Below are 26,293 nucleotides of genomic sequence, written 5' to 3' on the forward strand. Positions count from 1 at the left end.
CTCAACGACCTCCGAAAAGTTTAACGGCACCGGGCACCACCAATCGGTAGCTTCGCGGGGATCCAAGCACTGTGGGTAGCCAGAACAGCAGGGCCACATCAATGACGACAAACAGGATCAGCACCAGCCAACCTGTGGGTGGCACAGGGAAGTAGTTGATCGCACTTCCCTCAACTGGCGACTGACCCTGCAGCTGCCAAATGAATACCGTGAAGAACAGTTGATATAAGCAACCGAGCAGCACCAAGACAGTGGCGGCTGTCCACCACAGAGGCCGCATTCGCCGAACCTCAGCGCCGTTGCGCGGCCGTGCCCTGCTCGTGACGATCAGCCAGAGCAGCAGCGCGATGATGCAGCTGATCCAGAGCACGGTGAAGGAAGGGCTGCTTCCGCTCTGGAGATAGCTGTTCAGGTCAAGTCCATCTCCCCCCAGCAGCCCGGCGAAGAGGTTGAGGAAGATCCAGTTCTGCCCGATGAACACCCAAAGGAGGCCAAGGAAAAAGCTGAATCCCAGCCAGATGTAACGAAGTGACGGCATGAAGAGAGTGGATGTCAGATGTGCTGAAAGGCGAAGCAAAGAGCAGCGGCAGGAGCCTTATTGGGCGATTGTGCCTGTACCTGTTGGCCAAGGGTGGTCATGAGCAGCAGTAGGCCTTCGGTTTTTTCTTTGGCATTGGTGGCTTTGGGATCATCCTTGTCCCATTCGATCCACCACTGCTCGGGCAGGCTGCCGCGTGGGATCGTGGCCCGAATGGCCCCAGCTGGGGCTGAGGGGGGGATCTCCAGCTCCAAGCGGAGGTTGGACCCTGCAACGCTCATGCTTTTGAGGCTGATTCCGCTTGGATCGGTGCTGTCGTTCGGGGAAAGCTGGATCCGCTCCAGCTTCACCAAGCCGAGATCAGGCCGGGTGACGCCGCCGCTCCAGGGTTGAATCGTGGCCAGGGCAATCCCCGTGGAGCCATCCCTGAGCTTCGCGAATCGGTATTGAGAATGACTGGAAGGGTTGTATGTGTTGCCTCCCAGGCGTAAAGGCTCGCCAGAGCGACCAATAGTCTGAGGGATCAGCGTGGCCGAGTTGATTGTCAGAGTCTTGGGTTCCGACTGCGCATCAAGAATCGAAAGTTGCTGACTGCTCACCCCCTTGAGGGCCATGTTCTTGCGAATCTCCTCCAGGACCTCTCTCACCTGAACGGCATTGCCGGTGGCCAGCAGGTACACAGGCCGGTCAAGCTTGCCGCTGAACACTGGTTTGCCGCTGGCATCAAAGACTTGCCCCTCAAACGGCAGCTTCAGGGCCAGAATCCCGGCGGAAGCGCCTTTGCTGAGATCCGTGCGGATGGCACCGATCAAGGTGGAGATGTCGTTCTGATTCACTTCCAGGTCGCTCACCAGCAGGCGCAGGGGGGTGGCACCGGCGGGAGCGTTGACTTCCCACAAGGTCTGAAGGCTTGAGGCCACGGCGGGAAAGGGTGCGCACCCCTGAAAGAAGCAGGGATTCCTGGCGGCTGTGACGGATTCGCTGTTCAGTGCCTGCGCCGTGCCTGCGCCGATTCGGTAAGCCCGGGCGGATAGGCCCTGCGTTTGGGTGGAGAGATTGATCGACTGCAGCAGGCTGAGCCAACGGCTCGCATCGCTCGCGCGGGCATGGCCGAGCATGGAGCCACTGCCATCGATGCCGATCAGAATCTCTTTGGCATTTGTGCCCATGCCTGATGGCGGCCCTGCCCCCGTGACTGGGGGTGAACTTTTCGTATTTTGATTGGTCTTCGTGGCTGTTCCGCTGTTGGGTGACGCACTATGTTCGACGCAATCCGGCATTGAGGCACCTGTGCAGCTTGCCAGCAGGGGCAGAATGGCCAAAAGGGCCGCCAGGCCTTGAGTGTTCACAAAGGTCATCTGTTTCCCAGGGCGACCAAGCGAAGTGTGACCAGCACCCTGATCAACTCCTAGACCAACACAACGATAGGCGGAGATGGCCAGCAGGAATGTGCCTGGGTGAGCGGAAGGCCATGGCCGGTAGCTGAGCGAATCTTCAGCCACAGAGTTGTAGGGGTTGACTTTTTGGTGTGGTCATCTCTGCTGGTGGCGCCTACTGGAACACGAGTGGTTGCTGAGTTATTGTAGGGCTTGTTGTGAAATCTAGTGTAGATAATTGCAGCATCAGGCTGTGACGAGTGACTTCTTTGCTGTTGGGGTTCTGATCGCCTTCACGTGCCTCCATCCTGCGACGTTGATGCCCCAACTTTCGCCTTCCCGTCTCGCAACCCATGTCTTTGTGCGTTTATGGGCTTAACGGTGGATAGCGACATCCAAAAACCTGAGGTGAGGCTGAGCGCCTTCGGGTTGAGTTGTGCGGGGCCTGAAGTGTAAAAATCTGCCGCTGGTCCTGATGAGAATCCATTGGTTTGCGTGGACTCACCTCCAGCCACGCTTCACCGAATGAGGCTCTTCTGTTCATTGCGGCTCTTGTTCCTTTGTCTGCGATGCTCTGCGACTTGGTTGTGCTCAACGAGACACTTCTTTGGCTCAAGCACTCCATCGCTAGCTTCATTGCCTCCGGCCTAAGATAGGCCGCAATTTCGTGACAGTTGCGGATCGGCTACTTCCTCTTCGGTGCAATGGTGGTCAGTACTTGCTGATCTTGAGAAGAGCTTGCTTGCAGCTTCCCGCAGCCACTATGCCAAGGACTTCTGTCGTTGGCATTCTTCAGATGGCCAGCATCAGCATTTTCCAGGAGCCGCAGCTACTTGCAAAGCTTCCGTGCACTTGCCACGCCCTGGAGGGCAGCAATCATCATTGGTGCTGGTGCTGGTGCTGGTGCTGGTGCTGGTGCTGGTGCTGGTGCTGGTGCTGGTGCTGGTGCTGGTGCTGAGGAAGCACTGTTGCTCTTGTTTTGGCCAGCATGAGCTGCTTATGGCTATTCTTCGAATGTTATGCCGGCTCTGGGCTACCTGCCTGATCGCGCTCAAGTGGTGTTGGCTGGAACGCCAGGATTGGTTTGATGGATGGCAAGCCAATGGGCTTCTGCCACATGATCGACTTCGCTAGTGGAACTTCCGCTTAGGCCGCCGCCCATGCGTGTTCTATTGTTGAGGCCTGCAGCCAAGTGCAGCGAGGCCTTTTGTGAGATCCGTGCTAAGCCCACCTGGACTAGGAAGTCGCTTGGCTCACGCAGAATGATCGGGTGGAACTCTAGGTCTCTACATCAATCAATTAGGGTGGCCGTACGCGACATCTGTTGGCCACATGTAGTACCGCTTCTGCGAAGCAGCTGCCGCAGACTCACCTCAAGTAGAGGTGGAGTTTGCACCGGGATCAATGCTTCAGCGGATTGCTGGTGAAGCTGCCTCCCTTCTTCATTTGCCTCTGCAGGCTATTGTTGTTTCTTGTAGTCCCATATCTTCCAGTTGCCACCTTCCTGGCGAAACGTGTATCGATATGTATCAGTTGAGTTTGTTGGCTTGGTTCCTTTGGGGCTGTGCAAGGCCATGTCTTGTGTTATTGAAACGGTGACCGATGGTTCATCGGTATCCCTGGAGAAGTCTGTTATGTTGTTGATTGTGTTGCTTGCATAGGAGTAGTGGCTGTCATTCTCCTTCAGCCAGTCAATTGACCCGCCCGCCTTGGTGATGTCGTTCCAAAGGGGGCCGTTGGCAACATAGGCATCCACCGCTTGGCTGATGAATGGGGGGGCAAAGACTCTGGGCTTGGCGTCAAGCCAGCCTTTGATAAGGGAAAAGGCCTGTTCTTGTGTCAGGGCTTCGGCTGAAGGTTCTTGGTTGGTTGCCTCGCTGGACACGCTGGGCGTGTAGGGCTCGGTTTGCGCTTTTGGTTCGCTGGTTTCCCCTGGTTCTCGAGGCTCTGAATGTGTGGGCTGCTTGCTAGGTGGGTTGGAGGGGCTCGACTGACTTGTGAAATGACTCCTAACGACGCCCAGGGTTCCAGCAATGCCAGCCAGCACGATGAGCAGAAGCCAGGCCCAGCCTTTAAGTTTTCGCCTGGATGCGTGGGCTGCTGGTGAGTGCTGCGCTGAGGTGTAGGGCAGAGGCGGTGGTGGTGGAGCGAAGTTGCCGGCTTGCGTGTGGGTGGCTGGAGCCAATGTCTCCAGTTCTGCCAAGAGGCGTTCGGCTTCTTGGCTTGCGGCTTCAATGTTGCGGTCGTTGTGGTTGCTCATGACATGCTTGAAATGCCAGGCTGAATTCCTGTGGCTTCAGTTCAGGCGATGCTTTTGTAGGCGGTCTGCTGCTCTGAGAATCCAAGACACTGCTGTCAGATTCTGACCCATGTGACGCATTTTTCCGCGCGTGAAACTTTCTCATGCTGCAGCTTAGTGGGGCATGAGTGTCTTTGCAAACGCCGCCTCATGCAATTCTCCTTTTTGTTGGCTCTAGGTTGCTTGTTTGCCTGGGCCTTCAGGAGAATTGCTTGTCTGACTTCTTTCTTTCCGGCTGGGCCTCCGCACTGTCTAGTGTCGGCATCGAAGCACTGGCGTGGCGCTTGGATGTCGATTGCGTTGAGTTGTTGTTGATGTTCTGGTGCGCGGTGATCTTCCTGGTGGATTGCCCGAAGCTCCTGTCCCGCCGCCCGCAAGGCCAGGCCCCCGCCCACCACTGCCTCTAGATTTCCGCCGATGACGATCGCTCTGATGACGCGTTCTTTCCCTGCCGGAAGCTTTTGGCCGCGCGTCCCCGCACTGACCCTGGCAGCACTCACTGTTCTATTCGCTACCGCCCGTCCAGGGTTCACCAGCAGCACCCCCAGCTCTGCCAAGGACGGGGGCGTGCAGGCCGTGTTTGCCACGCAGCAGGAGGCCGAGGCAGCAGCGCCTCGCTTCGGTTGCAAGGGGGCCCATCGCATGGGCAACGTCTGGATGGCCTGCGCCAGCCACCCTCCCGCCGGCGGCAGCCAGAAAGGCGGTCAACAGAGTGGCGGCCAGCATGGCGGTCACTCGCATTGATGGACGACTCCGCGTGCGGCGCCAAGCCGAAGCTGGTGGCCATCGGCATCGCCCCCCTGGGGATCATTTCGATCGGCATCGTGCCGATGGGGGTGGTGAGCATCGGTGTGGTGCCGATGGGGGTGATCAGCCTCGGGGCCGTGGGCATGGGGGTGATCAACCTCTGCGTGGTGGGGATGGGGGTGGTCGTGGCCGGCGTCAATGTGATGGGCGTGTGGTGGACGGGCCTTGAGGGCATGGGGCCATTCCGGCAGGGGCCGATCCCGGCGCGCGTGCACCATCACCACGGCGCCGCGCCGCCGCCCGCAGCCCTGATGGCCTACCCCAGCAAGGAAACGGCGCTGCAGAAGGCGAAGGAACTTGGCTGCGAAGGCGTCCATGCCATGGGCGAGATGTGGATGCCCTGCAGCGAACATCCCGGCGGCCACGGCGCGCACTAGGGGCCTCAGCCTTTGGCGCCTGCCCGCAGAAAGGCTTCGGTCTGGGCTTCGTTCCAGCTGATGCCGCCGAGCCAGCGGCCGATGGAGGCGGCGATCGCCGCGGCGGTGAGCAGCCAGGGCAGCACGGCGGCATTGCCCTGCAGCGTGAACACGAACAGGCCGCAGAACAGCGGGGTGCGGCAGGCGCCGCTGAACGCCGCGGCGGCGGCGACCGCGGCCAGCGCCGCCTGCTGCTCCGCCGGCAACTGCTGCAGCCAGGGGCCCACCAGCACCGCCCCCAGGCTCATGGAGTCGTGCATCAGGCCGCCCGGTGCACCGATCGCGATGCTCAGCAGGGGCCCCAGCAGCCGCGGCAGCGGCGCCCACCAGGGGCTGTCGGCCGTGCCGGCCAGGGCCGGGCCGAGCGCCAGCGAGCCGTCGTTGAGGCTGATGCCGGCGCTGGCCACCGCCAGCAACGTGAACAGCGCCGCGATCGCCACCGCCAGCGGCAGCCCCCTGGAGCGCAGCCAGGGGCCGAGCCACTGGGCCAGCGGCACCAGCAGGCGCACCAGCACCACCCCCACCAGCGCCGCCAGCACAGTGATCAGCAGGGCCAGCGGCAGCAGCTCGGCCGCCATGGCCACCGCCACCCCTTCCGCCAGGCGGGCGGGCTGGCCCAGACCCGTGGTGAACAGGGTGCCGATGCCGGCGAGCACCAGGGTGGGCATCACCAGGTTGAAGCCTGACACCGCGCTGAGCTCTTCGAGCGCGTAGGCGGCGCCCAGCAGCGGGGAGCGGAAGGCGGCCCCGAGACCGGCACCACCGCCGATCGCCGCTGTGAGCGCCAGCGGTAGCTGCTGCAGCGGCACCAGCCGGCGCCGCAGCGCCAGCAGCAGGGCCGCACCGAGGGCGGCGGAGGGGGATTCGGTGCCCACGCTCAGCCCGGCCAGGTGGGTGAGGGCCAACAGGGGCAGGCGGGCCAGCTGGTGGCGCAGCGACAGGGGGGCCAGGGCGCGCTCGCGCTCGGCGTCGCTGCGGGCTGTCTGCAGCGCCATCACACCGGTGAGCCCACCACCCCGGCCCGCTGCCAGCGGCCCCCAGGCCAGCAGCACAAACAGCAGCGTGGCCCCAGCCGGCGCGAGCACCAGCAGGGGATCCAGCGCCCCGTCGCCGCCGAGTGGCCAGAGCCGCTGCAGCTGGAAGCCCAGCTCCGACAGCCATTGGTAGGGCAGTTCCGCCAGGCCGATCAGCGCACCGGCCAGCAACAGGCAGAGCGGGAAGGCGAAGCGGTTCATGCCGGGGTGAGGCGGGTGTAGGAGCAGACCAGCAGCCCCAGCACCAGCGCCAGGGCGAGCAGCGTGAGCGCCAGCGGCAGCTGGGAGCTGGCGGGCAGCACGGTGGCGATCAGCACCAGCAGCCCCGTGCCCTCCTGCTGCAGGAAGCCGGTGAGCGCGGAGGCCTGCCCGGCCTGGGCGGGAAAGGATTGCATCGGCATCGCCAGCCCGATCGGCACGAGCACACTGGCGCCGAAGGTGATCACCAGCATCGGTAGGAACAGGGAGAGGGTGTCAAACCAGCCGCCCAGCCCCAGCCCCACCATCAGCAGCCCACCGAGCAGCATTGCCCCCAGCCCGAAGCGCAGCAGCCACGGCTGCCCCCTGGCCACCACGAACCGCACCACCATCAGCGCACCGGCGATGTAGGCCACGGTGAGCCCGAGCGAGAGGGAGCCGAAGCCCGCTGCGTCGAAACCGAAGCGCGTCTCGTAGATGAAGGGACTGGCGGCGTCGTACAGGGCGATCATGCCGGTGGCGACGGTGGCGATCAGCGACGGCAGCAGGAAACGGGCATCCACGGCGAGCCGCAGGTAGCCGCGGCCGATCGCCGCCACGGATGGACGGGTGGCGGCCGCCGCCAGCTCCCGGCTGAGCGACTCTGGCAGGGCGCGGGCCAGGTAGAGGGCGGTGGCGAGCCCCAGCGCCGCCACCAGCAGGAAATCCACCCGCCAGCTGGTGGCGCGCCCGATCAAGCCGCCCACGAAGGGGGCGAAGCCGAGCGCCAGCGCGAAGCTGATGCTGGCGAAGGACATCGCCCGCGCCAGCTCCCGGTTGCTCAGCACATCCCGCAGCGCCGCCCGCGACACCGAGGTGCCGCAGCCGGCCCCGATCCCCTGCACCACCCGCAGCAGCCGGAACGGCTCGAAGCCCGGCACCACGGCCAGCAGCAGGCTGGCGGTGATGAACATCCAGAGCCCGGCCAGGGCGATCGGCCGGCGACCGTGCCGATCGGAGAGCGGCCCCCAGACCAGCTGGGAGGCGCCGTAGCCGAGTGCATAGGCAGTGACGGTGGTTTGCGTGGCGGCGGCATCGACGCCGAAGTCACTGGCCAGCTGCGGCAGGGAGGGCAGATCGATGAACAGGCCGGTTTGGCCGAGCGCCGCACCCAGGCACACGTACAGAATCACCGCCAGGTTGCTCATCCGCCCTCACCCGCTGAGGGTTGCGCTGCATGCCCCACGAGGATCCCGCCGTCACTGTCGATGTGCTGCAGCGGGTGAAGCCTGGCCGCACGGAAGCCTTCGAGGCGGCCCTGAGCGAGCTGGTGGCCGCCGCCCGCCGCTGTGAGGGCCATCTGGGCGTGAATGTGTACCGCCCGGTGGATGAGCACGATTCCACTTACCGGATCGTGTTCAAGTTCGCGCGTCTCAGCCAGCTGCGCCGCTGGGAGGTGTCGCCGCAGCGCCAGGCCCTGCTGGCTCGCGTGGCGGAGCACACGCAGGAGCCACCGCAGATCTCCGTGCTGAGCGGGCTGGAAACCTGGTTCACCCTGCCCCGGCAGCCGGGGGTGCCGCCGCCGCCCCGTTACAAGATGGTGGTGATCACCACCCTGACGATTTTCCTGCTGATCAACCTGATCAGCCTGGTGCTTTCGCCCCTGGTGCGGGAGCTGAACCCCCTGCTGCGCACCCTGCTGGTCACCGCCTCGACGGTGACCCTGATGACCTACGTGGTGATGCCAAGGGTGACGCGGCTGTTCCGCCGCTGGCTCTACCCGCGCGCCTGAGCTCACACCTGCCGCCGCATCTGTTCATAGGCCTGGCAGAACGGTTCGCCCAGTGCCTGCCGCAGCACCCGGTCGGCGGCGAAGGCCTCCAGCGCCTCCTCCACGCTGCCCGGCAGAGGCCGCGCCCGGCCGATCGGCGGATCGGTGTAGGCGTTGGCATCCTCGCGGGGGCCGGGATCGAGGTTGCGCTCGATGCCATCGAGGCCGGCGGCCAGCACCGCCGCCGGCAGCAGGTAGGGGTTGGCGGCGCCATCGGCGAGGCGCAGCTCGAGCCGCTGGTCGTCGGGGATGCGCACCATGTGGGTGCGGTTGTTGCCGCCGTAGCTGATCCAGCCCGGTGACCAGGTGGAGCCGGAGGTGGTGTGCAGACCGCCGAGCCGCTGGTAGCTCTCGGCCACCGGGTTGGTGAGTGCGCAAAGCGCTGGCGCATGCTCCAGCAACCCGCCCAGAAACTTGTAGGCCAGCGCCGACAGGCCCAGCGGCCCGCGTGGATCGTGGAACAGGTTGTGGCCGTCGGCGTTCCAGAGCGAATGGTGCAGGTGGGCGCCGTTGCCGGTGAGGGAGGCGAATGGCTTGGGCGAAAAGCTCACCCGCGCGCCGTGCTGCTCGGCCATCGCCTGCGCCATCACCCGGAAGAAGGCATGGCGGTCGGCGGTGACCAGGGCGTCGGCGTAGGTCCAGTTGAGCTCGAACTGACCGTTGGCATCCTCGTGATCGGCCTGGTAGGGCCCCCAGCCCAGGTCGCCCATGCCATCGAGCAGGCCGCCGATCAGCGGGTACTGCCGCATCAGCGCCAGCTGGTCGTAGCAGGGCTTGCTCTGGCTGTCGTCGCCATCGGCGATCGCGGCGCCGCCGGGCTGCAGCAGGAAGAATTCCGCCTCCACACCGGTGCGGAAGTGGTACCCCAGCCGCACGGCCCGCTCCAGCTGGCACTTCAGAACCCAGCGCGGCGACTGCTCCAGCGGCAGGCCGCCCACCTGCAGGTCGGTGGCCACCCAGGCCACATCCCGCTGCCACGGCAGCACCATCAGGCTGGAGGTGTCCGGCAGGCCCAGCACGTCGGGGTCGGCGGGGGTCATGGCCAGCCAGGCGGCGAAGCCGGCGAAACCGGCACCGGCGGCCGCCACCTCCTGCACCGCCGCCACCGGCACGAGCTTGGCCCGTTGCACGCCGAACAGATCGGTGAACGAGAAGAGCACGTGGCGGATGCCGCGTTCGGTCGCGAAGCGGGCCAGGTCGGTCATCGAAGCGGTGGGGGTGAAAGGGATGGGGGGTCAGGGCCGGCGTCAGTCGTCGCAGAGCCGCTCCAGGGCACTGCGGATGAAGGCCTGTTCGGCTGGCGCGTCGCGGGGGTTGCCAGCGCGATGGCCCAGCACCGAATCGATCACCGCGAAGTGGGCGCCGGCAATCTGACGGGCTTCGGCGGCGCAGTCGTCGGGAGGGAAATAGAGGTCGTGGCTGCCGGCGAGCACGGTGGTGCGGGCGCGGATGGCGCTCAACGGTGCCGGCAGGGCGTTGGCCAGCCAGGCATCGAGCATGGCGATCAGGTCGTGGGGATCATGGCGCCGGTAGGCCGGCAGCCAGCTGCGCTCCACCGCCTCCTCCACGCTGGCGATGCCCTGCACCAGGTGCCGCCCCTCCTTGTAATAGGCCTGGCTGGCGGCCCAGCTGGCGTAGATCAGCGCGAAGGTGCGCAGACCCTGCTCGGGCCTGGCGCGGAAGCGGTGGCCGTCCCAGGCCGGATCGGCGGTGAGGGCCTGGCGCAGGCTCAGCAGGAACAGGCGGTTATGCGGGGTGGTGTGGGCCGTGCCGCAGAGGCAGAACAGCCGTTCCACCGCCGCCGGGGCCAGGGCGCCCCAGTGGTATGCCTGCTGCGCCCCCATCGACCAGCCGTACACGAGCGCCAGCCGCTCCACCCCGAACAGCCCCTGGATCAGCTGCTGCTGGGCGCGCAGGTTGTCGCTGTGGTGGATCACCCAGCCGTCTTCCGCCAGTCCCATGGCGCTGTTGCTGGGGCTGCTGGAGCGGCCGTTGCCGAACTGGCTCACCAGCACCACGCACCAGCGTTCCGGGTCGAGGATCGGGCCCACCACCCATTCGATGTCCTCCGGCCAGGCCCCGTAGGAACTGGGGTAGAGCACCAGGTTGGAGCGCTGCGGGTTGAGCGTGCCGTACACCCGGTACGACAGCCAGGCATCCGGCAGCGCCTGGGCGCAGTGGAAGCGGAACGGCCCCAGCGGGAAGTGGCGGTCGCCGCTGGACGCCGGGGCGCTCAAACCGGCTGCGGTTGGAGGGTGGGGGCGGCGGGCAGCTCCAGCAGCGACGGATCGGCCAGGAAGCGGCGATGCACTGCCAGGTAGCCCGGATCCAAATGACGCAGCTGGGGCGCCAGCCACTGGTGGGCCGCCGGCAGGGCATGGAACGGCACCGAGACGAACAGGTGGTGCTCTGCGTGGAACGGCATGTTCCACATCAGCCAGCGCAGCGGCGCCAGGGTGCTGGTGGTGCGGGTGTTGCTCAGGCCGTTGGTGCCGGTGTCGCAGCCGCCGTGCTCGGCCAGCAGCACGAAACGCAGCAGCGGTTGCCCCAGCGCCAGCGGCAGCAGCCAGTGCCAGAGCAGAAAGCCGTTGCCCCCCGGCACCGACAGCAGCAGCAGCACGCCGTAGACAGCCGCCTGCTTCAGCAGGGAGCTGCGCACCGCTGGCGCCGCATCGGCGGGGATGTAGGGATTGGCGCTGAACTCACCGCGCAGGCCGCGCAGATGGCCGCGCAGCTTGGCGTTCCACCAGGGCAGGCCGCTGAGTTCAAGCAGGTAGGCCCAGCGGCTGGTCGGCGGTTGGTCTTCCAGTTCGGGATCAAGACCCGGCTGGTGGGTGTAGCGGTGGTGCCACTGGTGGTAGCGGCGGTAGAAGTCGGCGTTGTAGAAGCTCAGCACCCCTGCCCACCAGGCCACGGCGTCGTTGACGGCGCGGCTGGCGAAGGCGGTGCGGTGGCCGCATTCGTGCATGGCGCAGAAGGCGAAGGCCAGGCCCCAGCCGCACAGCAGCAGGGCCGGCAGGCGCAGCAGCAGGCTGAGCCGCTCGTCGCCCCACACCCAGCCCGTCGCCAGGATCAGCGCCGCATGGGAGAGGGTCTGCAGCCAGCCGGCCCGATCGGAGCGGCCATTGAGCTCGCGCAGCTCAGCGGCGGGGATCAGGGCGCTGGCGTCGTTTGATGGGGTCGCCCCTGGATGGTCGTCCACGGAAGGGGTCGCCGCTGGATGGTCCACAGCCGTCATGAGCCGAGCAGTGCCGTGCATTCCAGCGGCTCCGTCCGGCTGCCGCGAGGCTGCAGCTGCTGCTGGATCCGTTGGGCGAGGTGATCGGCGTCGCCGCCGATGCCGCAGAAGCGGCCCGAGCCCCAGGTGTGCAGCCACGGCAGGCCGATGAAATAGAGCCCCTCGGCCTGGGTGATGCCCCGGTGGTGCACCGGTTCGCCGCTGCCATCGAACACCGGCACTTCCACCCAGCTGAAATCGGAGCGGTAACCCGTGCACCAGATCACGGCGGCCAGCGGCTCCTTGTAGAGGTCGATCAAGCTGAGCTCGCGGCTCGGGGCAGGGCGCCAGCAGGGCTGGTACGGCGGCTCCAGCGGCGCGCCGAGGCCGTTGGCGGCGATGTAGGCGTCGATGCTGGCGCGGATGCGGGTGTACACGGCATCGGCCGCATCCAGGTTCGCGGCCAGGTTGTCGGCAAAGCTCAGGCCCGCTGTGGTGATCAGCTCCAGCCGGCCATGCAGCACCATGCCTTCGCTGGCCCGCTGGCGCAGGTCGATTTCGCGGCCGCCGTCCCGGCCCGTGAGGTAGTGGTTCGTCTTGTGGCGGACGGCGCGGGGATCGTCATGGGCGTCGATCGGGGTGTCGTAGACCCCCATCCGCTCCAGCCACTCCACCACGTCGCGGCCGCGGTAACGGCGCGGCGAACGGGGCGCCGAACCCACGCTGAGGTGCACGCGACGCCCGGCCAGGAAGAGATCTTCGGCGATCTGGCAGCCCGACTGACCGCTGCCCACCACCAGCACCGGGCCCTCCGGCAGCTGATCGGGATGGCGGTAGTCACGGGCATCGAGCTGGAGCACCTTGCCGGGCAGCCGCTCGGCCATCGGGTGGCGGCGCGGGTGGTGGTAGGCGCCGGTGGCGATTACCACCTGCTCGGTGTCGATCACGCCGGCGCTGGTGAGCAGGCGGTAGCCATTGCTGCTGGGCACCAGCCGTTCCACGCTCACCCCCTCCCGCACGGAGATGGCTGAACGTTCGGCGAAGCGGCGCACGTAGTCGACGATCGCCTCACGGCCCATGAAGCCGTCGGGATCATCGCCGTCGTAGGGGAAGCCGGGCAGGCGGCACTGCCAGTTGGGGGTGACCAGGCAGAAGGAATCCCAGCGCTGCTGCTCCCAGGCGTGGGCCACCCGGTGGCGCTCCAGCACGAGCGCCTCGATGCCCCGTTGCTGCAGGCAGCTCGCCACCGACAGCCCCGCCTGGCCGCCGCCGATCACCACCACCGGCGCCGTGACGGGGGCGGCAGCGCCGTCGGTTGCCGCGCCCTGCGCAGGTGTGCCACCGGGAGATGCAGCGATGGTCTCAGCGGCAGAAGCGGCGGGTGAGGTGGAGGCTGACCCCACGGGCAGGCGGCGAAGGGGAGGAAGAGAAGGAGAGGAAGAGAAGGAGAGGAAGAGAAGGAGAGGAAGAGAAGGAGAGGAAGAGAAGGAGAGGAAGAGAAGGAGAGGAAGAGAAGGAGAGGAAGAGAAGGAGAGGAAGAGAAGGAGAGGAAGACAGTGGCGCGGCCAGGCCATCACCCTCCTCATCGTGAGTTGCCGTGAGGGGCGGCCCGGTAGCAATCAAGACCAAATCGCAGGCCAGCACGGGCTCTGCCGTTTGGTGCCTGCTGCTACGTAAGTTCACACAGGCCTGGTGCATGGTCGTGACGCTGTTTCCTTCGCAGGTCGCCGGTTCATGCCTGAGGTCACCCGCCCCGCCAATCAACCTGGCGATTTCCTCGTGGATTACGAGGAGAAGGTGTTCCCCGATGTGAAGGCGGAACCGGGCGAAAAGGCGCTCATCACCTTTCACACCGTGGCGTTCGAAGGCTCGATCGGCCTGGTGAACCTGCTGCAGGCCAGCCGCCTGATCAACAAGGGCTTCGAGACCTCGATCCTGCTCTACGGGCCCGGCGTCACCCTCGGGGTGCAGCGCGGCTTCCCCAAGCTCGGTGATGCCGCCTTCGACGGCCACCTCAACTTCAACGCCCGCCTGCAGAAGTTCATGGACCAGGGCGGCAAGGTGTATGCCTGCCGCTTCGCCCTTCAGGCCCTCTACGGCCATGGCGAGGGGGCGCTGATGGCGGGCATCACCCCGGTGAATCCGCTCGATGTGCTCGACATCGTGCTGATGCACCGCAAGGAAGGCGCCTTCATCCTCGACACCTGGACGCTCTGACGATGAACGGCCCGATCGTCGTGGCCGCCGCCCAGATCCGTCCGGTGCTGCACAGCCTGGAGGGGTCTGTGGAGCGGGTGCTGGCAGCGATCACGGAGGCGGCCGGCCAGGGGGTGCAGCTGATCGTGTTTCCCGAAACCTTTCTTCCCTATTACCCCTACTTCTCCTTCGTGGAGCCTCCGGCGCTGATGGGGCGCTCCCATCTACGCCTCTATGAGCAGGCGGTGACGGTGCCGGGCCCGGCGCTCCGCCGCATCGCGGCCGCCGCCCGCGAGCACGCCATGCACGTGCTGCTGGGCATCAACGAACGGGAGGGCGGCAGCCTCTACAACGCCCAGCTGCTGATCGACGCCAATGGCGCCTTGCTGCTGAAGCGGCGCAAGCTCACCCCCACTTATCACGAGCGCATGGTGTGGGGCCAGGGCGATGGCGCCGGCCTCACGGTGGTGCCCACGGCGCTGGGGCGCATCGGTGCCCTGGCCTGCTGGGAGCACTACAACCCGCTGGCCCGCTTCAGCCTGATGGCCCAGGGGGAGGAGATCCACTGCGCCCAGTTCCCCGGTTCGCTGGTGGGCCCCATCTTCAGTGAGCAGACGGCCGTGACCCTGCGGCACCACGCGCTGGAGGCGGGCTGTTTCGTGGTGAGCTCCACCGCCTGGCTCGATCCCGCCGACCTCGATCAGATCACGCCGGATCCGGCGCTGCAGAAGGCGTGCCAGGGGGGCTGCCACACCGCCGTGATCAGCCCGGAAGGCCGCTACCTGGCTGGTCCGCTGCCGGAGGGGGAAGGGCTGGCGATCGCCGAGCTCGACCCGGCCCTGATCACCAAGCGCAAACGGATGATGGACAGCGTGGGCCACTACAGCCGCCCCGACCTGCTCGGCCTGCGTCTCGATCGCACGCCGGCGCGCCAGGTGCAGGAGCGGGACGGGGGCAACGCAACGGCTGCCGGTGGCGGCGCTGGTCCTGCCATGCCTGCTGACCTGCCCGTACTGCTGGAGCCCGTGCCGGAGGCGGTGCCCCATGGCTGACTCCAGGGATGCCGCTGCGCTGGCGCGGCTCGTCACCGACCTGCAGGTGCAGGGCCTGGTGGAGCCCGGTGTGCCCGGCAACAAAGGCCGCCGCGGCGGAGCCGGCCCCTCCGACCACCGCGCCCTCACCTTCGATGGCACCACGGTGATGGTGCCCGTGTACAGCAGCGCCGCTCAGCGCTCCCCCTTCCGCCTGGCGGCCGGTGGCGCCGGGCTGGAGCTGCAGCGGGAGTCCGCCACGCCGCTGGCGGTGGTGGAGGCTCCGCCGGAGCCGCGCTTCTACGGCCTGCACACCGCCGATGGCACGCCGTACCGCTCGATCGCGCTGCTGCACAGCCGCGATGTGCTCGCCACCACGCTGCTGCAGACCTGCATCCGCTTCCGCGACCGCAGCCAGTCGTGCCAGTTCTGCGCCATCGAGCAATCGCTCGACGACGGCCGCACCCTGGTGCGCAAGACCCCGGCCCAGGTGGCGGAGGTGGCGGAGGCGGCGGTGCGGCTCGATGGGGTGCGCCAGCTGGTGATGACCACCGGCACCCCCAACAGCGACGACCGCGGCGCCCGCCTGCTGGCCGACACGGCGGCGGCCGTGAAGGCGCGGGTGAACCTGCCGATCCAGGCCCAGTGCGAGCCGCCGGAGGATCCGATCTGGTTCCAGCGGATGAAGGACGCCGGTGTGGACAGCCTTGGCATGCACCTGGAGGTGGTGGAACCCGAGGTGCGGCGCCGCATCCTGCCGGGCAAGGCGGAGCTGAGCCTGGAGCGCTACTTCGAGGCGTTCGAGCAGGCGGTGGCGGTGTTCGGCCGCGGCGAGGTGTCCACCTATCTGCTGGCGGGGCTGGGCGACAGCACCGCCGCGATCGTGGCCTGCAGCGAGCGCCTGATCGCCGCCGGTGTGTACCCGTTCGTGGTGCCGTTCGTGCCGATCAGCGGCACACCGCTGGAGCACCATCCCGCGCCCAGCGCCGCCTTCATGGTGGAGATCTACACGGCCGTGGCCCAGCAGCTGGCGGCATCGGATCTGCGCGCTGCCGCGATGTCGGCGGGCTGCGCCAAGTGCGGCGCCTGCTCGGCCCTGTCGCTGTTCGAGCAGGCGGCCACCACGAGCGAGGCCCCATCGGCCCCAACTCCGACGGGCTGCGGCCCCTCCAGCTCCTGATGTTCTTCATTGATCCCTCCAGCCACGACATCGGCCGCAGCCCCACATCGGCGCCGGCCGCCTTCACCCCGTCGGTGCGCTGGGGCCTGGGCATCGACGCCGAGGATTTCCGCCTCTCGCCCTCGGCCTGCTCCGAGCGCTTCTCCTTCCATCTGCTGCGGCCCGGCACGCCGCTGCTGGCCGGCTACTGGGATCTGCGTCGCCGCATCTTCTGCCAGGAGCAGCATCTGTTCGAAGCCTCCGACCGCGACGTCCGCGATGCGGAGGCCACCCCGATCGCGGCGATCGCCCATGGGGCCAACCGGGCGGGCGCCAGCCCGGGCAGCGGCGGGCCGGTGGTGGGGGTGGTGCGGATCCTGGAGCAGGAGCCAAGGCTCTGGTACGGCGGCCGACTCGGCGTGGACGCCGCCTTCCGCCGCCACAACCAGATCGGCAAGGGCCTGATCTGGAAGGCCGTGACCACCGCGAACGGCTGGGGCTGCGACCGCTTCCTGGCGACTGTGCAGGAGCAGAACGTGCGCTTCTTCCAGCGCCTGCACTGGCACTCGGTGGACACCCTGGAGCTCAAGGGGCTGCCCCATCACCTGATGCAGGCCGACCTCCGTTACTACACCCCTTCGCGGGAACGCCGGCCGGTGGCATGAGCGGCATCGACCTGGCGCCGCTGGCGGCACGGCTGCGTGCCCTGGCCGGCCTGCACGGCAAGCGTGCGATCCAGCGCCCCGCCGCCCATTTCCCCCACCAGCCCTTCGCCGCCCTCGGCCCGGCCGCCCTGCTCGGCGATGACGCCGCCCTGCTGCCGGCCTGCAGCGGCCGCCTGCTGCTGGCCAGCGAAGGGATGGATCCGGGCCTGCTGGCCAAGGATCCCTGGTTCGCCGGCTGGTGCGGCGTGCTGGTGAACCTCAGCGACATCGCCGCGATGGGTGGCCGGCCGCTGGCACTGGTGAACAGCCTCTGGTGCCGCGGCGCGGACCGGGCTGAGCCGGTGCTGGCGGGCCTGCAGGCGGCGGCAGCTCGCTTCGACGTGCCGGTGGTGGGCGGCCACACCAACCTCAACAGCCCCTACGACGCGCTGGCCGTGGCGGTGCTGGGCAGTGCCGCTGGTGCGGTGCTGTCGGCCCGTTTCGCCCGCCCCGGCGACCGTTGCTTCCTGCTGGTGAATGGCGCCGGCCGCATGCGCCATCCCGATCGCTTCTGGGATGCGGCCACACAGGCGGCGCCGGAGCTGCTGCGCCGCCAGCTGGCCCTGCCGGCGCAGCTGGCGGAAGGCGGGGTGGTGCATGCCGCGAAGGACATCAGCATGGGCGGCCTGGTGGGCACGGCGGTGATGTTCTGCGAGAGCGCCGGCTGCGGCCTGACGCTCGAGCTCGAGGCGATCACGCCGCCGGCGGGCGTGGCGCTGGACGACTGGCTGGCCTGTTTCCCCAGCTTCGGCTTCCTGCTGGCGGTGGCGCCGCAGCAGGAGCCGGCCCTGCGCGCGGCCGTCCCGGCGGAGGGCAGCGAACCGGCACTCATCTGCCAGCCGATCGGCCGCTTCACGGCGGAGGCGGGCGTGCGCCTGCGGGCCGGCGGCGGCGAGGAAACCGTGTGGAGCGGCGCCGAGGCGCTCACCGGCTTCGGCCCGGTGCCGTCGGGGTAGGGGGTGCAGCGCTCAGCCTCGCTGGCTTGGTCCTGCTTCAGCGTTCACTGTCACCTCTCGCTTTCCTGCCATGCCCGAAGTCCTGCTGCAGCTCGAATGGCCCGATGGCCGCCAGACCATGCTCTATTCGCCCTCGACGGTGATCCTGCAGCACCTCCAGCCCGGTGAGCGGCTGCCGGTGGCGGAGCTGCAGCAGCGCGCCGAGCGTGCGCTGGCTGAGGCCTCCGAGCGGGTGCGGGCCCGCTATGGCTTCGCCTGCACGCGCACCGATGAGGAGCGCAGCAAGTTGCGCCACACCGCCACCGCCTACGCCGCCGACCAGTTCGTTCAGATCAGCGCCCCATGAACACCTCTTTCTTCGCCAAGTTCCGCGGTGACCGGGCGCCGCTTCCTCCCCGGCCCGCCCGCCGGGCCATCGCCCTGGCGTGGTTGGGCGGCTTCCTGGCGATCGCCGCCGTTGCCCTGCTGCAGCTCGGCCTCAGTGCCCCCTTGGTGCTCGGCTCCTTCGGCGCCACCTGCGTGCTGGCCTTCGGCTACCCCGACGTTCCCTTCTCCCAGCCGCGCAACATCGTGCTGGGCCACACCTTCAGCACCGCCGTGGGCCTGCTGTTCCTTGGCCTGTTCGGCCCCCAGTGGTGGGCGATGGCCGCCGCCCTGGCCACCGCGATCGCCCTGATGATGGCCACCGGCACCGTGCACCCCCCGGCCGGCTCCAACCCGGTGATCGTGTTCCTGCTGCAGCCCGGCTGGGGCTTCCTGCTCTTCCCCACCGTGCTGGGCGCCGTGATCGTGACGGCCGTGGCGCTGGTTTATAACAACGCCGTGAGAGCTGGCAGGTATCCGAAGTATTGGTGAGGGGCTTGATGCGGTTGGGGTGGAGCGAGTTGAATCGAGATAGAAGCAGCTGTGTGACGGCTGTGCCAGCGCGTCTTCATGGCATCGTCGTTTTCGACTTCAGGCTCGACCTGTCGTTGGCGCTGAGCTCTGTCTGTGTTCTGCTAATCGGCGCCAGGACGGTTGTGTGACTCGACCGTCTGTTCACCTGGAGTCATCCTCCTGCCCACGGGCGGTCTTGCCGCTCACCTCCGGCCATAACGCCTTGATCTCCTCGGTCTGATGGTGGGCGGCGAACCGCTCCCACACAATTCCGTTGACATCCGTATCCGCTGTGAAGGCGGTGGCTGATGGATCTTCCCAGCCCAGATGGCGCAGCGATCCTGGCGGAACGGCGGAGTCCTGGCGCACGGACAGGTTCAACGATTCGGTCCGCCACAACGCATACTCCCCGGGAATGGTTGTGCAGGGCGGGCTGCCCAGGCGTCTGGAATAGTCCTCAATGGTGGCTTCGATGTTGTCTGTTGCGAGTGCAAGATGCAGCCTTTTCATGCCTTGCCTGCTGAATCATCACTGCCTCCATCATGCAGGAACTGCCTGGCTGGGGCCACGCTTCAGCAACCAGCTACCCCACCTTCGGCCTGGTGAATCACCCGTTGCGGGAAGGGCATCTCGATGCCTTCCTCGGCAAAGCGCTTCCACACGGCGATGCTCACTTCGCTCTTGATGCTGGCATTGTTCATCGGATCTTCAATCCAATAGCGCAGGCCGTAGTTGATGCCGGAATCGCCGTAGCTCAGCAGCAGCGCTTTGGGCGGCGGCTGGCTGAGCACGCGGGGCGAGTGGCGGGCCACCTCCTCCAGCAGGGGGATCACCTGGGCGGGGTCGTGGCTGTAGCCGGCGGCCACCTCCACCTGGCTGCGGCGCATGCGATCGGTGCCGGTGTAGGTGACGGTGGTGGTGGTGAAGAAGTCCTGGTTGGGGATCACCAGCTCGGCATTGTCGCGGTCGCGCCAGAGCACGGCCGCCCGCAGGCCGAGGCTGCGCACCTCGCAGGGATCGCCATCGATGAAGAGGATCTCGCCGGGCCGTACCGATCCCTCGAACAGCAGCCACAGGCCGCTGATGAAGTTGGAGAACACCTCCTTGATGCCGAAGCCGATGCCCACTGACAGCCCGCCGGCGATGGCGGCAATTGCGTTGGTGTTGAGGCCCACCCGGTGCATCAGCCACAACACCCCGACACCGATGAGCAGATACCGCAGCACCAGGGTGGTGGCTTCGCGGGTGCCGTCGCTGAAGTGCAGCAGCCCCTGCAGCAACCGGGCCAGCCAGCCCACCGGGTAGGCCGAGATCGCCACCAGGAAATAGGGAATCGTGAGCAGCAGAAACAGATTGCCGGTGGTGAGCGTGTCACCGAACACCGGCAGCAAGGGGATGTCGGCCACATCCTCGAGCGAATCGAGCTGGTTCACCAGCGATCCCGCCACCAGCAGCACGTACAGCGGCCGGATCAGCTGGTTGAACAGGCGATCCACCCCGCGCACGGGGAAGCGCAGCAGCAGGGCTTCGTGCACAAAGGCCAGGAACAGCCAGATCGCATACATGCGCATGAAGTAGAGCGCCAGGCCGGCCGGCTGCCCCAGCCACTCCAGCAGCGCCGCATTGAGCCGCAACGCCAGCAGCAACCCCACGGTTCCCACCAGCGCCAGCCGGCGGCCCCCCTGGCGCAGCCGCGGCCGCACCACCAGCAGAAAGAACGCCAGCAGCGCACCGGCACTCAGGCATTGCACCAACACCACCGGCCGGCTCAGGTAGCCCACCCAGCCGGTGAGTTCAAACAACAGGCTGTTCATCGGCCGCCCTTCACGGTGCCAGCGCCGCAGCGGGGCGGTTGGAGAGCAGCATGGCGGTGGCCTCGGCCGGCGTGAGCTCTCCCTGGACCGTGCGTTGCAGCACGAAATCCATCGCCCGGGCGGCCGCCACGGTCTGATCCGGGTCGCTGAAGTTCAGCATGTGGGAGTTCTCCAGGCTCGTGACCAGGGCCGCCAGGCGATGCGAACTCTTGGTGGGAACCAGCACATCCGGATTCACCGGCAGCGTGCCGGGTGCGGAGAGCATCATCTCCCGCTGGTTCACCTTGTTGAGGCTGAACAACACAAAGGACTCAGCCAATTTCCGTTGGCGGCCCGTGGAATGGCGCCCGAAACTCCACACCCGCAGGGCGGTGATCGGCTTCGCCGGACGGCCCTCCGCCCCCGGCAGCACCGACATGCCCAGGTTTTTGTCCAGCTTGCGGTTAAGTGGATTGAGCCAGTTGCCGTTGCAGCTGATCCAGTCCCGTTCGCCTCGTTCCAGCTGGCCTACCAGCTCGGCGTCGTCTTCCGCGAAGGACACATTGGTCTGCAGGTTGGTGGCGGCCAGCCAGGTCAGCCAGGCCTCCAGCTGCCTGCGGTCGTCTGCTGACACCAGCACAGGCGTGGATGACGGCTTGCTTGGCGGGTGCTCCAGCAGCTGCAGCAGGGTGTCGTCGGCGCCGAAGCTGCTGGCGGTCCACAGCAGGGGGGCGAGCTGCAGCGGCAGGCCCACCTGCAGCCCCTTGGCACTCAGTTCCAGCAGCTCCGTGAGCGTGGTGGGTGGATCGCTCACGCGGCGGCGATCAAAGCAGGCCACCTGCGGCTTGGCCAGCAGCGGGATGGCCATGTAGCGGTTGCCGAGGCGGAAGTCGTTACGGAAGCGGGGCGCCAGGCGATCGAGCTGCACGGGGTTCAACGCCACCGCTTCGCTGAGCCCCCTCTCGTGCAGCCGCAGCGCCGTGACCACCGGGCTCACCACCAGATCGGGCCCCAGGCCGCGCGACTGGCGAAAGGCCATGGCCTCCACGATCTGATCGGCCGCAAAGTGGTTGACGTGGATGTCGACGTTGGGGTTGAGCTTGCGGAAGCCTTCGATCAGCGCTTGCGACTGGCTGGCCGTGCCGTCGTTTTCGGCGGGGTTGCCGATGGAGCCCTCGGCCTTCTCCACGTAGATGTAGAGCGGCTCACGGCCCAGCAGGTTCGCCATGCCGCCCTCACAGCCGCTCAGTGCCAGCAGCACCGCCACCGCGGCGCCGAGCCGCCCCCAGCGCTTCATCGGCCGATCCCCGTGAGCGTTTCGCTCACCTCCCACAGCTGCCGCCGCTGGGCGGCATCGAGCGCCGCCGGCGCGATCCGCACCTGGGTGGGCCAGCCGCGCATGCCGCCCCATTGATTCGGTCCGTAGTGCTCACCGCCCTTGGCACTGGGGGCCGTGGCGGCATGGAGCTGGGGCAGGGCGCCCATGGCAGCGCTCTGGAACAGGGGATCCATCAGCCGGTAGCTGAGCGCTTCCAGCTTCGAGCCGTTGGCGGCCACCGAGGCGGGCTGCAGGTTGGTGCGCGCCAGACCGGGATGGGCCGCCAGCGAGGACACGCCGCTGCCGTCGGCGGCCAGCCGCTCCTGCAGCTCGAGCGCGAACATCACATTGGCCAGCTTGCTCTGGCTGTAGGCCGCCCAGCGGTCGTAGCGCTGCTCCGCCGCCAGGTCGTCGAAGGCGATGCGGCCGAAGTACTGGGCGCCGGAGGTGACCGTGACCACCCGCGCCTCGCTGCGGCCCCGCATCAGAGGCAGCAGCAGCAGGGTGAGGGCGAAGTGGCCGAGGTGGTTGGTGCCGAACTGCAGCTCGAAGCCATCGCGGGTGAGCGTGCGCGGCGGCGCCATCACCCCGGCGTTGTTGATCAGCAGGTCCAGCCGGCCGTACTGGTCGGCCAGCCACTGGCTGGCGCGCCGGATGTTCTGCAGATCGGCCAGATCCAGCTCCAGCACCTCCAGCCCACCACCGCCGCGCACGCCGGCGAGCAGTTCGCTGCGGGCCGCCTCGCCCTTGCGCCGGCTGCGGCAGGCCAGCACGACGGTGGCCCCATGGGCCGCCAACGCCCGGGCAGATTCCAGCCCCAGGCCGCTGTTGGCCCCGGTGATCAAAGCGATCCGACCGCTCTGGTCGGGGATGGCGTCGGCGGTCCAGGGCATGGGGGGAGCGGCTGGGCGGCGGGCATTCACGCGTTCCACTGTGTCGCCTGAAGCTCCAGCACGGTGGGCGCCACCCACAGCGCGCCGTTCTGCCGGTTGGCAGCGCTGATCTCGGCGGCCACAAGGGCGGCCTCCTCAGCACTCCAGCGGCCCTGGCGGATCAGCTCCTGCCCGTAGGTGACCACGAAGCGCTCCAGCCAGCGCGCCACCGCATCGCCCGGCCGCCCCACCAGGGCCAGCGGTTGCAAGGCCTCGATCTGAAAGCCGCGCGCCGCCAGCAGTGCCGGCAGCCGCCGGTTCACATCCGGATCACCGCCGGCCGCCTCGAAGCTGGCGTAGGCGGCCTCGGCGAAACGGGCCACGGCCGCTCCGTTGGGGTACAGCCCGAAGCTGCGCCAATGCACGTATTCATGCAGCACCACCCGTCCGCCAGCGGCCATGCAGCGGGACAGCCCGTCCAGCAGCGGCTCCAGCGTGGGCAGGAACATCGCCACCCAGCGGCACCAGGCCAGCTGGAAGCCCTCCGCCGGCAGTGGATCACGGCTGAGGTCGTGGGCGCGCAGCTCCAGTTGCGGCAGCCCGGCCGCCTGGGCCGCGGCGCGGGCCACTTCCAGATACGTGGGGCTCAGCTCCAGGCCGAGCACCCGCCCGCCGGGCCCCACCAGCCGCGCCAGCTCCAGGCTGGAGAGGCCTGGCCCGGCGCCTAGATCCAGCACCGCCTGGCCCGGCTGCAGCCCGGCGCGCTGCCAGGCGGCACGGGCGGAAGGCAGCCACAGCGCGTGCTGCAGCCGCAACCGCTCGATCTCCGCGTCGGAGCTGCCGAGCACGTAGCGGTCGGGGGCCATCGCCGCGGCTCAGTCCTCCGGGAACAGCAGGCTGGCCAGTTCGTCGGGGTCCACGTCGTAGACGCGGGCGAGGCTGGTTTCGATCGCGGAGGTCACCTCGCCGGAGAGAAAGCGCATGGCGTTGAGGGCGTCCTCGGCGATGTCGTCGGTGAGCAGGGTTTCTTCGCCGCCCAGCTTTTCGTCGTTGATCACCGCCATCACCCAGCTCTGGTAGGCGTACACGAGGTCGGAGAACTCAAGCTCCGGGTCATTGAGATCCAGGGCCATGGAGGTGTCGGGCGCAGTCGAGAGCAGTTTGGCCCCCGGCGGTGACGCCTCGCCCGATTCGCTGGTCGGCGTCGCGACCCGGCTCAGTAGCCGGAGGAGCCCGGCGGCGGTGCGCTGGCCGGCTGGCGCCGCAGGTGAGCCGTCACCGCGACCGGCTGGATCTGGGCATAGCCCACCGGCAACCACAGGTCGCCAGCGGCGGCGGCGTAGTGGATTTCCCAGTGGTAAAGGCCGATCAGGGCGCGGGGGTCCTCCTGGATCAACGACGCGTAGGCCAGCACGGCGCGGCCGTAGTTGTCGCTGTTGTTGTAGCCCCACAGGCCCTTGCGGATGTCCTTGAGGCCGCCGCGGCGCACCAGGTAGCGGGCGGCGGCCTGGATGGCGTCGTGGGGATCACGGATGTTCCCCTTGCCGACGCCGGGCTGGGCCCAGGTGGTGGGCAGGAACTGCATCGGCCCCTGGGCGTTCGCCACCGACACGCCATCAATGCGCCCCATGCCGCTCTCCACCAGGTTCACGGCGGCCAGCACCTCCCAGTCGATGCCGGTGGCCTGCTCTGCCTGCTTGTAGGAGCGCACCAGCTGCTCCAGCGGCGGTGGCGGCAGGATGCGCCAACTGGGCAGGCTGGCGGGCCGCCGGTCGCTGCGGTGCATGGCCAGGAAGGAGCGGCGGGCCAGCAGGTGCCGGTCGTAGACACTGAGCCAGCCGGGCGGCAGCGAACGGCGCACCTCAGCGGCGAGCGGTTGCCGGTGCGCCAGCACCCGGTAGATCACCTGCTGCTGATGGCCGAGGGCCGGCAGCGCCTCTGCGGGCGTGGCCGCGTCACGCAGGGCCTCCTCCACCGCCGCCAGCAGCGCGGCCAGCTGCTGCGGATCCGCCGGCACCAGCGGGTAGTGGCGCCCGTCGGCGCTGGTGGGCAGGGCTGGATCGGTGGGCAGCTGCGGCAGGCGCGGCCCCACCGCCAGGCTGTCTGCCGCTGCGGGGTCCGGCCGGGTGGCTGGCGTGCTGGCCGGGTCGGTGCCGGCGGCGCGCGAGGCCTCCAGGAAAGGGCGCAGCAGAAGGCCGCCGCCCAGCAGCGCCGCCGCGACGCCCATGCCGATCAGCAGCTGAGGGGGGGAAGGCCTGGGCATGGGGGGCAGGGTTCCTGCGGCAACGCTAGTGGTGAAAGCCGCTGGCTTCCGCCGGGGTGAGTGTGGCGTGCTGGGGATGGCGCTCGAAGTAGGCCAGCGCCTGGCGGATGTCGTCGAGCAGCAGTTCGGCGAGATCGCGGCTGACGCCATGGCGCACCAGGATCCGCTGCACCACCCGCTCCTGGCAGTGCGGCGGCAGGGTGTAGGCGGGCACCTGCCAGCCCCGCACACGCAGCCGGTCGGCGAGGCAGAAGAGGTTGAAGTTGGCGCTGGAGTGTTCCTTCAGCGTCCAGCAGATCGCTGGTATGCCGCTGGCCGGATCAGCGCCAAAAATGATTTCAAAAGGGCCGAGTGCGGCGATGGCCGCAGCAAGGAATTGGGCGGTCCGATAACAGGCGCCATGCACCTTTCTGTAGCCCTCGGCGCCTAGGCGCAGAAAGTTGTAGTACTGCGCCACGATCTGCCCACCCGGACGCGAGAAGTTCAAGGTGATGTCACGCATGTTGCCGCCCAGATAATTTACCCAGAAGATCATGTCTTCCGGCAGATCGGCAGCCTCCCGCCAGAGCACCCATCCCACCCCCAGTGGCGCAAGGCCGAACTTATGGCCGGAGGCGTTGATCGAGCGCACCCGTGGCAACCGGAAATCCCACACCAGCTCCGGCGCACAGAAGGGCGCCAGGAAGGCGCCGCTGGCGCCGTCCACATGGATCGGGATGTCGAGGCCGGTGTGCTCCTGCAGCCCGTCGAGGGCGGCGGCGAGCTGTTGCACCGGCTCGTACTGGCCGGTGAACGTGACCCCTAAGGTGGGCACCACGCCGATGGTGTTGGCGTCACAGGCCGCCAGCGCCGTTTCGGGCGAAAGGATCAGGCGATCGGGCTCCATCGGGATTTCCCGGTGTTCGATGTCCCAGTAGCGGCAGAACTTGTGCCAGCAGATCTGCACCGGACCGGTGACTAGATTGGGCCGCTCAGTGGATTCCCCGGCCGCTTTTCGTGCCGCCTCCCAGCGCCGTTTCATTGCCAGCCCGCCCAGCATGGCGGCCTCGCTGGAGCCGGTGGTGGAGGCGCCGATTGCCCCTGTGAGCGTGGGGGCGTGCCAGAGATCGGCCAGCATGTGAAGACAACGGGCTTCGATTTCGGCGGTCTGGGGGTATTCGTCCTTGTCTTCGATGTTCTTGTCGATGCAGAGATCCATCAGGTCGTGGATTTCCCTCTCCACCCAGGTCTGGCAGAAGGTGGCCAGGTTCTGCCGCGAGTTTCCATCCAGCATCAGCTCATCGCGCACCGCGGCAAACACCACCTTCGGGTCGCTCTCCACCGCCGGAAACCGCAGCTTCGGCAACCCGCCGAAGAGATCCACCGCGGCGTAGATGTCGTCAGCGTCGATCTCGTTGACATTGATCTCGTTGGGGCAGATCTTGTTGGGG

30 protein-coding genes are annotated in these 26,293 nt (G+C 67.6%); 13 read left to right on the forward strand and 17 right to left on the reverse strand.

Features of this window, described 5'->3' with window-relative positions:
• Position 1: 1 nt before the first annotated feature.
• Together ACXMDP_RS01680 and ACXMDP_RS01685 are read right to left on the reverse strand one after the other, a co-directional pair.
• Positions 2–577 carry a hypothetical protein gene (locus tag ACXMDP_RS01680; RefSeq protein ID WP_457767015.1) on the reverse strand — a complete coding sequence of 192 codons (576 nt, stop codon included), beginning with the start codon at positions 575–577 and terminating at the stop codon, positions 2–4.
• On the reverse strand, positions 553–1,707 hold the full coding sequence (locus tag ACXMDP_RS01685; RefSeq protein WP_457767016.1) for a hypothetical protein: 1,155 nt from the start codon (positions 1,705–1,707) through the stop codon (positions 553–555). The genes ACXMDP_RS01680 and ACXMDP_RS01685 overlap by 25 nt, the downstream gene beginning before the upstream one ends.
• Positions 1,708–2,796: 1,089 nt before the next feature.
• Here ACXMDP_RS01685 and ACXMDP_RS01690 point away from each other — a divergent pair.
• Complete coding sequence (locus ACXMDP_RS01690) at positions 2,797–3,048, forward strand: hypothetical protein (RefSeq protein WP_457767017.1); 252 nt, start codon at positions 2,797–2,799, stop codon at positions 3,046–3,048.
• Between the two features lie 325 nt (positions 3,049–3,373).
• Here ACXMDP_RS01690 and ACXMDP_RS01695 read toward each other — a convergent pair whose 3' ends face one another.
• Complete coding sequence (locus tag ACXMDP_RS01695; RefSeq protein ID WP_259728939.1) at positions 3,374–4,174, reverse strand: ARC6/PARC6 family protein; 801 nt, start codon at positions 4,172–4,174, stop codon at positions 3,374–3,376.
• Positions 4,175–4,425: 251 nt separating this feature from the next.
• On the opposite strand from ACXMDP_RS01695, the gene ACXMDP_RS01700 reads away from it, so the two are divergent.
• The 3 genes from ACXMDP_RS01700 to ACXMDP_RS01710 are packed head-to-tail and all read left to right on the forward strand — an operon-like array spanning position 4,426 to position 5,397.
• Positions 4,426–4,620: a hypothetical protein gene (locus ACXMDP_RS01700; protein ID WP_259728938.1), complete on the forward strand. Its 195-nt coding sequence runs from the start codon at positions 4,426–4,428 to the stop codon at positions 4,618–4,620.
• Between the two features lie 25 nt (positions 4,621–4,645).
• Positions 4,646–4,957, forward strand: a complete 312-nt coding sequence (locus ACXMDP_RS01705) for a DUF3721 domain-containing protein (RefSeq protein ID WP_259728937.1) — start codon at positions 4,646–4,648, stop codon at positions 4,955–4,957.
• Positions 4,957–5,397 carry a hypothetical protein gene (locus tag ACXMDP_RS01710; RefSeq protein WP_259728936.1) on the forward strand — a complete coding sequence of 147 codons (441 nt, stop codon included), beginning with the start codon at positions 4,957–4,959 and terminating at the stop codon, positions 5,395–5,397. Before ACXMDP_RS01705 ends, ACXMDP_RS01710 begins: the two co-directional genes overlap by 1 nt.
• A 5-nt stretch (positions 5,398–5,402) precedes the next feature.
• On the opposite strand, the gene ACXMDP_RS01715 is transcribed toward ACXMDP_RS01710, so the two are convergent.
• Together ACXMDP_RS01715 and ACXMDP_RS01720 are read right to left on the reverse strand one after the other, a co-directional pair.
• Complete coding sequence (locus tag ACXMDP_RS01715; RefSeq protein WP_259728935.1) at positions 5,403–6,671, reverse strand: chloride channel protein; 1,269 nt, start codon at positions 6,669–6,671, stop codon at positions 5,403–5,405.
• Positions 6,668–7,855, reverse strand: a complete 1,188-nt coding sequence (locus ACXMDP_RS01720; protein ID WP_259728934.1) for an MFS transporter — start codon at positions 7,853–7,855, stop codon at positions 6,668–6,670. Before ACXMDP_RS01720 ends, ACXMDP_RS01715 begins: the two co-directional genes overlap by 4 nt.
• 29 nt (positions 7,856–7,884) lie before the next feature.
• On the opposite strand from ACXMDP_RS01720, the gene ACXMDP_RS01725 reads away from it, so the two are divergent.
• Positions 7,885–8,439, forward strand: a complete 555-nt coding sequence (locus tag ACXMDP_RS01725; protein ID WP_259728933.1) for an antibiotic biosynthesis monooxygenase — start codon at positions 7,885–7,887, stop codon at positions 8,437–8,439.
• A gap of 2 nt (positions 8,440–8,441) precedes the next feature.
• On the opposite strand, the gene glnT is transcribed toward ACXMDP_RS01725, so the two are convergent.
• Genes glnT through ACXMDP_RS01745 form a run of 4 tightly spaced genes read right to left on the reverse strand, consistent with a single transcriptional unit; the run spans position 8,442 to position 12,978 of the window.
• Entirely contained in the window at positions 8,442–9,683 is a 1,242-nt protein-coding gene (gene glnT, locus ACXMDP_RS01730) for a type III glutamate--ammonia ligase (protein WP_259728932.1), read from the reverse strand.
• A gap of 42 nt (positions 9,684–9,725) precedes the next feature.
• Positions 9,726–10,715: an alpha/beta fold hydrolase gene (locus ACXMDP_RS01735; RefSeq protein ID WP_399232624.1), complete on the reverse strand. Its 990-nt coding sequence runs from the start codon at positions 10,713–10,715 to the stop codon at positions 9,726–9,728.
• Positions 10,712–11,737, reverse strand: coding sequence for a fatty acid desaturase (locus ACXMDP_RS01740; protein WP_457767018.1), 1,026 nt, complete (start codon positions 11,735–11,737; stop codon positions 10,712–10,714). The genes ACXMDP_RS01735 and ACXMDP_RS01740 overlap by 4 nt, the downstream gene beginning before the upstream one ends.
• Positions 11,713–12,978 (reverse strand): MSMEG_0569 family flavin-dependent oxidoreductase, encoded by a 1,266-nt coding sequence (locus ACXMDP_RS01745; RefSeq protein ID WP_259729077.1) that lies wholly within the window; start codon positions 12,976–12,978, stop codon positions 11,713–11,715. The genes ACXMDP_RS01740 and ACXMDP_RS01745 overlap by 25 nt, the downstream gene beginning before the upstream one ends.
• A gap of 98 nt (positions 12,979–13,076) precedes the next feature.
• Between ACXMDP_RS01745 and ACXMDP_RS01750 the strand changes: the two genes are divergently transcribed.
• From ACXMDP_RS01750 to ACXMDP_RS01785, 8 genes are all read left to right on the forward strand, one after another.
• Positions 13,077–13,286: a hypothetical protein gene (locus tag ACXMDP_RS01750; RefSeq protein ID WP_457767019.1), complete on the forward strand. Its 210-nt coding sequence runs from the start codon at positions 13,077–13,079 to the stop codon at positions 13,284–13,286.
• 143 nt (positions 13,287–13,429) lie between these two features.
• A complete protein-coding gene (locus ACXMDP_RS01755) occupies positions 13,430–13,912 on the forward strand; it encodes an MSMEG_0572/Sll0783 family nitrogen starvation response protein (protein ID WP_094511252.1) in 483 nt (160 codons plus the stop codon).
• Between the two features lie 2 nt (positions 13,913–13,914).
• Entirely contained in the window at positions 13,915–14,943 is a 1,029-nt protein-coding gene (locus tag ACXMDP_RS01760) for a Nit6803 family nitrilase (protein ID WP_259729286.1), read from the forward strand.
• Positions 14,936–16,102, forward strand: coding sequence for an MSMEG_0568 family radical SAM protein (locus ACXMDP_RS01765; protein WP_259729287.1), 1,167 nt, complete (start codon positions 14,936–14,938; stop codon positions 16,100–16,102). Before ACXMDP_RS01760 ends, ACXMDP_RS01765 begins: the two co-directional genes overlap by 8 nt.
• Entirely contained in the window at positions 16,102–16,746 is a 645-nt protein-coding gene (locus tag ACXMDP_RS01770; RefSeq protein ID WP_259729288.1) for an MSMEG_0567/Sll0786 family nitrogen starvation N-acetyltransferase, read from the forward strand. Before ACXMDP_RS01765 ends, ACXMDP_RS01770 begins: the two co-directional genes overlap by 1 nt.
• Positions 16,743–17,741 carry a sll0787 family AIR synthase-like protein gene (locus tag ACXMDP_RS01775; RefSeq protein WP_259729289.1) on the forward strand — a complete coding sequence of 333 codons (999 nt, stop codon included), beginning with the start codon at positions 16,743–16,745 and terminating at the stop codon, positions 17,739–17,741. Before ACXMDP_RS01770 ends, ACXMDP_RS01775 begins: the two co-directional genes overlap by 4 nt.
• Before the next feature lie 70 nt (positions 17,742–17,811).
• A complete protein-coding gene (locus tag ACXMDP_RS01780) occupies positions 17,812–18,087 on the forward strand; it encodes an MSMEG_0570 family nitrogen starvation response protein (RefSeq protein WP_255100393.1) in 276 nt (91 codons plus the stop codon).
• Positions 18,084–18,596, forward strand: a complete 513-nt coding sequence (locus ACXMDP_RS01785; RefSeq protein ID WP_259729290.1) for an HPP family protein — start codon at positions 18,084–18,086, stop codon at positions 18,594–18,596. The genes ACXMDP_RS01780 and ACXMDP_RS01785 overlap by 4 nt, the downstream gene beginning before the upstream one ends.
• Positions 18,597–18,779: 183 nt before the next feature.
• Here the strand turns inward: ACXMDP_RS01785 and ACXMDP_RS01790 are convergent, their stop codons facing one another.
• The 8 genes from ACXMDP_RS01790 to ACXMDP_RS01825 form a co-directional block, all read right to left on the reverse strand.
• On the reverse strand, positions 18,780–18,998 hold the full coding sequence (locus ACXMDP_RS01790; protein ID WP_259729291.1) for a hypothetical protein: 219 nt from the start codon (positions 18,996–18,998) through the stop codon (positions 18,780–18,782).
• Positions 18,999–19,189: 191 nt separating this feature from the next.
• Complete coding sequence (locus tag ACXMDP_RS01795) at positions 19,190–20,431, reverse strand: mechanosensitive ion channel family protein (protein ID WP_259729292.1); 1,242 nt, start codon at positions 20,429–20,431, stop codon at positions 19,190–19,192.
• Between the two features lie 10 nt (positions 20,432–20,441).
• Complete coding sequence (locus tag ACXMDP_RS01800) at positions 20,442–21,707, reverse strand: type 2 periplasmic-binding domain-containing protein (RefSeq protein ID WP_259729293.1); 1,266 nt, start codon at positions 21,705–21,707, stop codon at positions 20,442–20,444.
• On the reverse strand, positions 21,704–22,621 hold the full coding sequence (locus ACXMDP_RS01805; RefSeq protein WP_259729294.1) for an oxidoreductase: 918 nt from the start codon (positions 22,619–22,621) through the stop codon (positions 21,704–21,706). Before ACXMDP_RS01805 ends, ACXMDP_RS01800 begins: the two co-directional genes overlap by 4 nt.
• Before the next feature lie 26 nt (positions 22,622–22,647).
• Positions 22,648–23,466, reverse strand: a complete 819-nt coding sequence (locus tag ACXMDP_RS01810; RefSeq protein ID WP_259729295.1) for a methyltransferase domain-containing protein — start codon at positions 23,464–23,466, stop codon at positions 22,648–22,650.
• A 9-nt stretch (positions 23,467–23,475) separates the two neighbouring features.
• A complete protein-coding gene (locus ACXMDP_RS01815) occupies positions 23,476–23,733 on the reverse strand; it encodes a hypothetical protein (RefSeq protein WP_255100386.1) in 258 nt (85 codons plus the stop codon).
• 83 nt (positions 23,734–23,816) lie between these two features.
• On the reverse strand, positions 23,817–24,863 hold the full coding sequence (locus ACXMDP_RS01820; RefSeq protein ID WP_259729296.1) for a lytic transglycosylase domain-containing protein: 1,047 nt from the start codon (positions 24,861–24,863) through the stop codon (positions 23,817–23,819).
• A gap of 25 nt (positions 24,864–24,888) precedes the next feature.
• Complete coding sequence (locus tag ACXMDP_RS01825; RefSeq protein WP_399232880.1) at positions 24,889–26,268, reverse strand: glutamate decarboxylase; 1,380 nt, start codon at positions 26,266–26,268, stop codon at positions 24,889–24,891.
• Between the last annotated feature and the right edge of the window lie 25 nt (positions 26,269–26,293).

This window comes from Cyanobium sp. ULC065 (assembly GCF_977927515.1).

Bases quoted from the DNA above. Each gene is read 5' to 3' on its own strand.
- ACXMDP_RS01780 (WP_255100393.1), top strand. From the start codon at position 17,812: ATGCCCGAAGTCCTGCTGCAGCTCGAATGGCCCGATGGCCGCCAGACC.
- ACXMDP_RS01715 (WP_259728935.1), bottom strand. From the start codon at position 6,671: ATGAACCGCTTCGCCTTCCCGCTCTGCCTGTTGCTGGCCGGTGCGCTG.
- ACXMDP_RS01760 (WP_259729286.1), top strand. From the start codon at position 13,915: ATGAACGGCCCGATCGTCGTGGCCGCCGCCCAGATCCGTCCGGTGCTG.
- ACXMDP_RS01740 (WP_457767018.1), bottom strand. From the start codon at position 11,737: ATGCACGGCACTGCTCGGCTCATGACGGCTGTGGACCATCCAGCGGCG.
- ACXMDP_RS01785 (WP_259729290.1), top strand. From the start codon at position 18,084: ATGAACACCTCTTTCTTCGCCAAGTTCCGCGGTGACCGGGCGCCGCTT.
- ACXMDP_RS01815 (WP_255100386.1), bottom strand. From the start codon at position 23,733: ATGGCCCTGGATCTCAATGACCCGGAGCTTGAGTTCTCCGACCTCGTG.
- ACXMDP_RS01725 (WP_259728933.1), top strand. From the start codon at position 7,885: ATGCCCCACGAGGATCCCGCCGTCACTGTCGATGTGCTGCAGCGGGTG.
- ACXMDP_RS01820 (WP_259729296.1), bottom strand. From the start codon at position 24,863: ATGCCCAGGCCTTCCCCCCCTCAGCTGCTGATCGGCATGGGCGTCGCG.
- ACXMDP_RS01755 (WP_094511252.1), top strand. From the start codon at position 13,430: ATGCCTGAGGTCACCCGCCCCGCCAATCAACCTGGCGATTTCCTCGTG.
- ACXMDP_RS01800 (WP_259729293.1), bottom strand. From the start codon at position 21,707: ATGAAGCGCTGGGGGCGGCTCGGCGCCGCGGTGGCGGTGCTGCTGGCA.
- ACXMDP_RS01705 (WP_259728937.1), top strand. From the start codon at position 4,646: ATGACGCGTTCTTTCCCTGCCGGAAGCTTTTGGCCGCGCGTCCCCGCA.
- ACXMDP_RS01765 (WP_259729287.1), top strand. From the start codon at position 14,936: ATGGCTGACTCCAGGGATGCCGCTGCGCTGGCGCGGCTCGTCACCGAC.
- ACXMDP_RS01695 (WP_259728939.1), bottom strand. From the start codon at position 4,174: ATGAGCAACCACAACGACCGCAACATTGAAGCCGCAAGCCAAGAAGCC.
- ACXMDP_RS01685 (WP_457767016.1), bottom strand. From the start codon at position 1,707: ATGGGCACAAATGCCAAAGAGATTCTGATCGGCATCGATGGCAGTGGC.
- ACXMDP_RS01710 (WP_259728936.1), top strand. From the start codon at position 4,957: ATGGACGACTCCGCGTGCGGCGCCAAGCCGAAGCTGGTGGCCATCGGC.
- ACXMDP_RS01720 (WP_259728934.1), bottom strand. From the start codon at position 7,855: ATGAGCAACCTGGCGGTGATTCTGTACGTGTGCCTGGGTGCGGCGCTC.
- ACXMDP_RS01770 (WP_259729288.1), top strand. From the start codon at position 16,102: ATGTTCTTCATTGATCCCTCCAGCCACGACATCGGCCGCAGCCCCACA.
- glnT (WP_259728932.1), bottom strand. From the start codon at position 9,683: ATGACCGACCTGGCCCGCTTCGCGACCGAACGCGGCATCCGCCACGTG.
- ACXMDP_RS01805 (WP_259729294.1), bottom strand. From the start codon at position 22,621: ATGCCCTGGACCGCCGACGCCATCCCCGACCAGAGCGGTCGGATCGCT.
- ACXMDP_RS01775 (WP_259729289.1), top strand. From the start codon at position 16,743: ATGAGCGGCATCGACCTGGCGCCGCTGGCGGCACGGCTGCGTGCCCTG.
- ACXMDP_RS01810 (WP_259729295.1), bottom strand. From the start codon at position 23,466: ATGGCCCCCGACCGCTACGTGCTCGGCAGCTCCGACGCGGAGATCGAG.
- ACXMDP_RS01795 (WP_259729292.1), bottom strand. From the start codon at position 20,431: ATGAACAGCCTGTTGTTTGAACTCACCGGCTGGGTGGGCTACCTGAGC.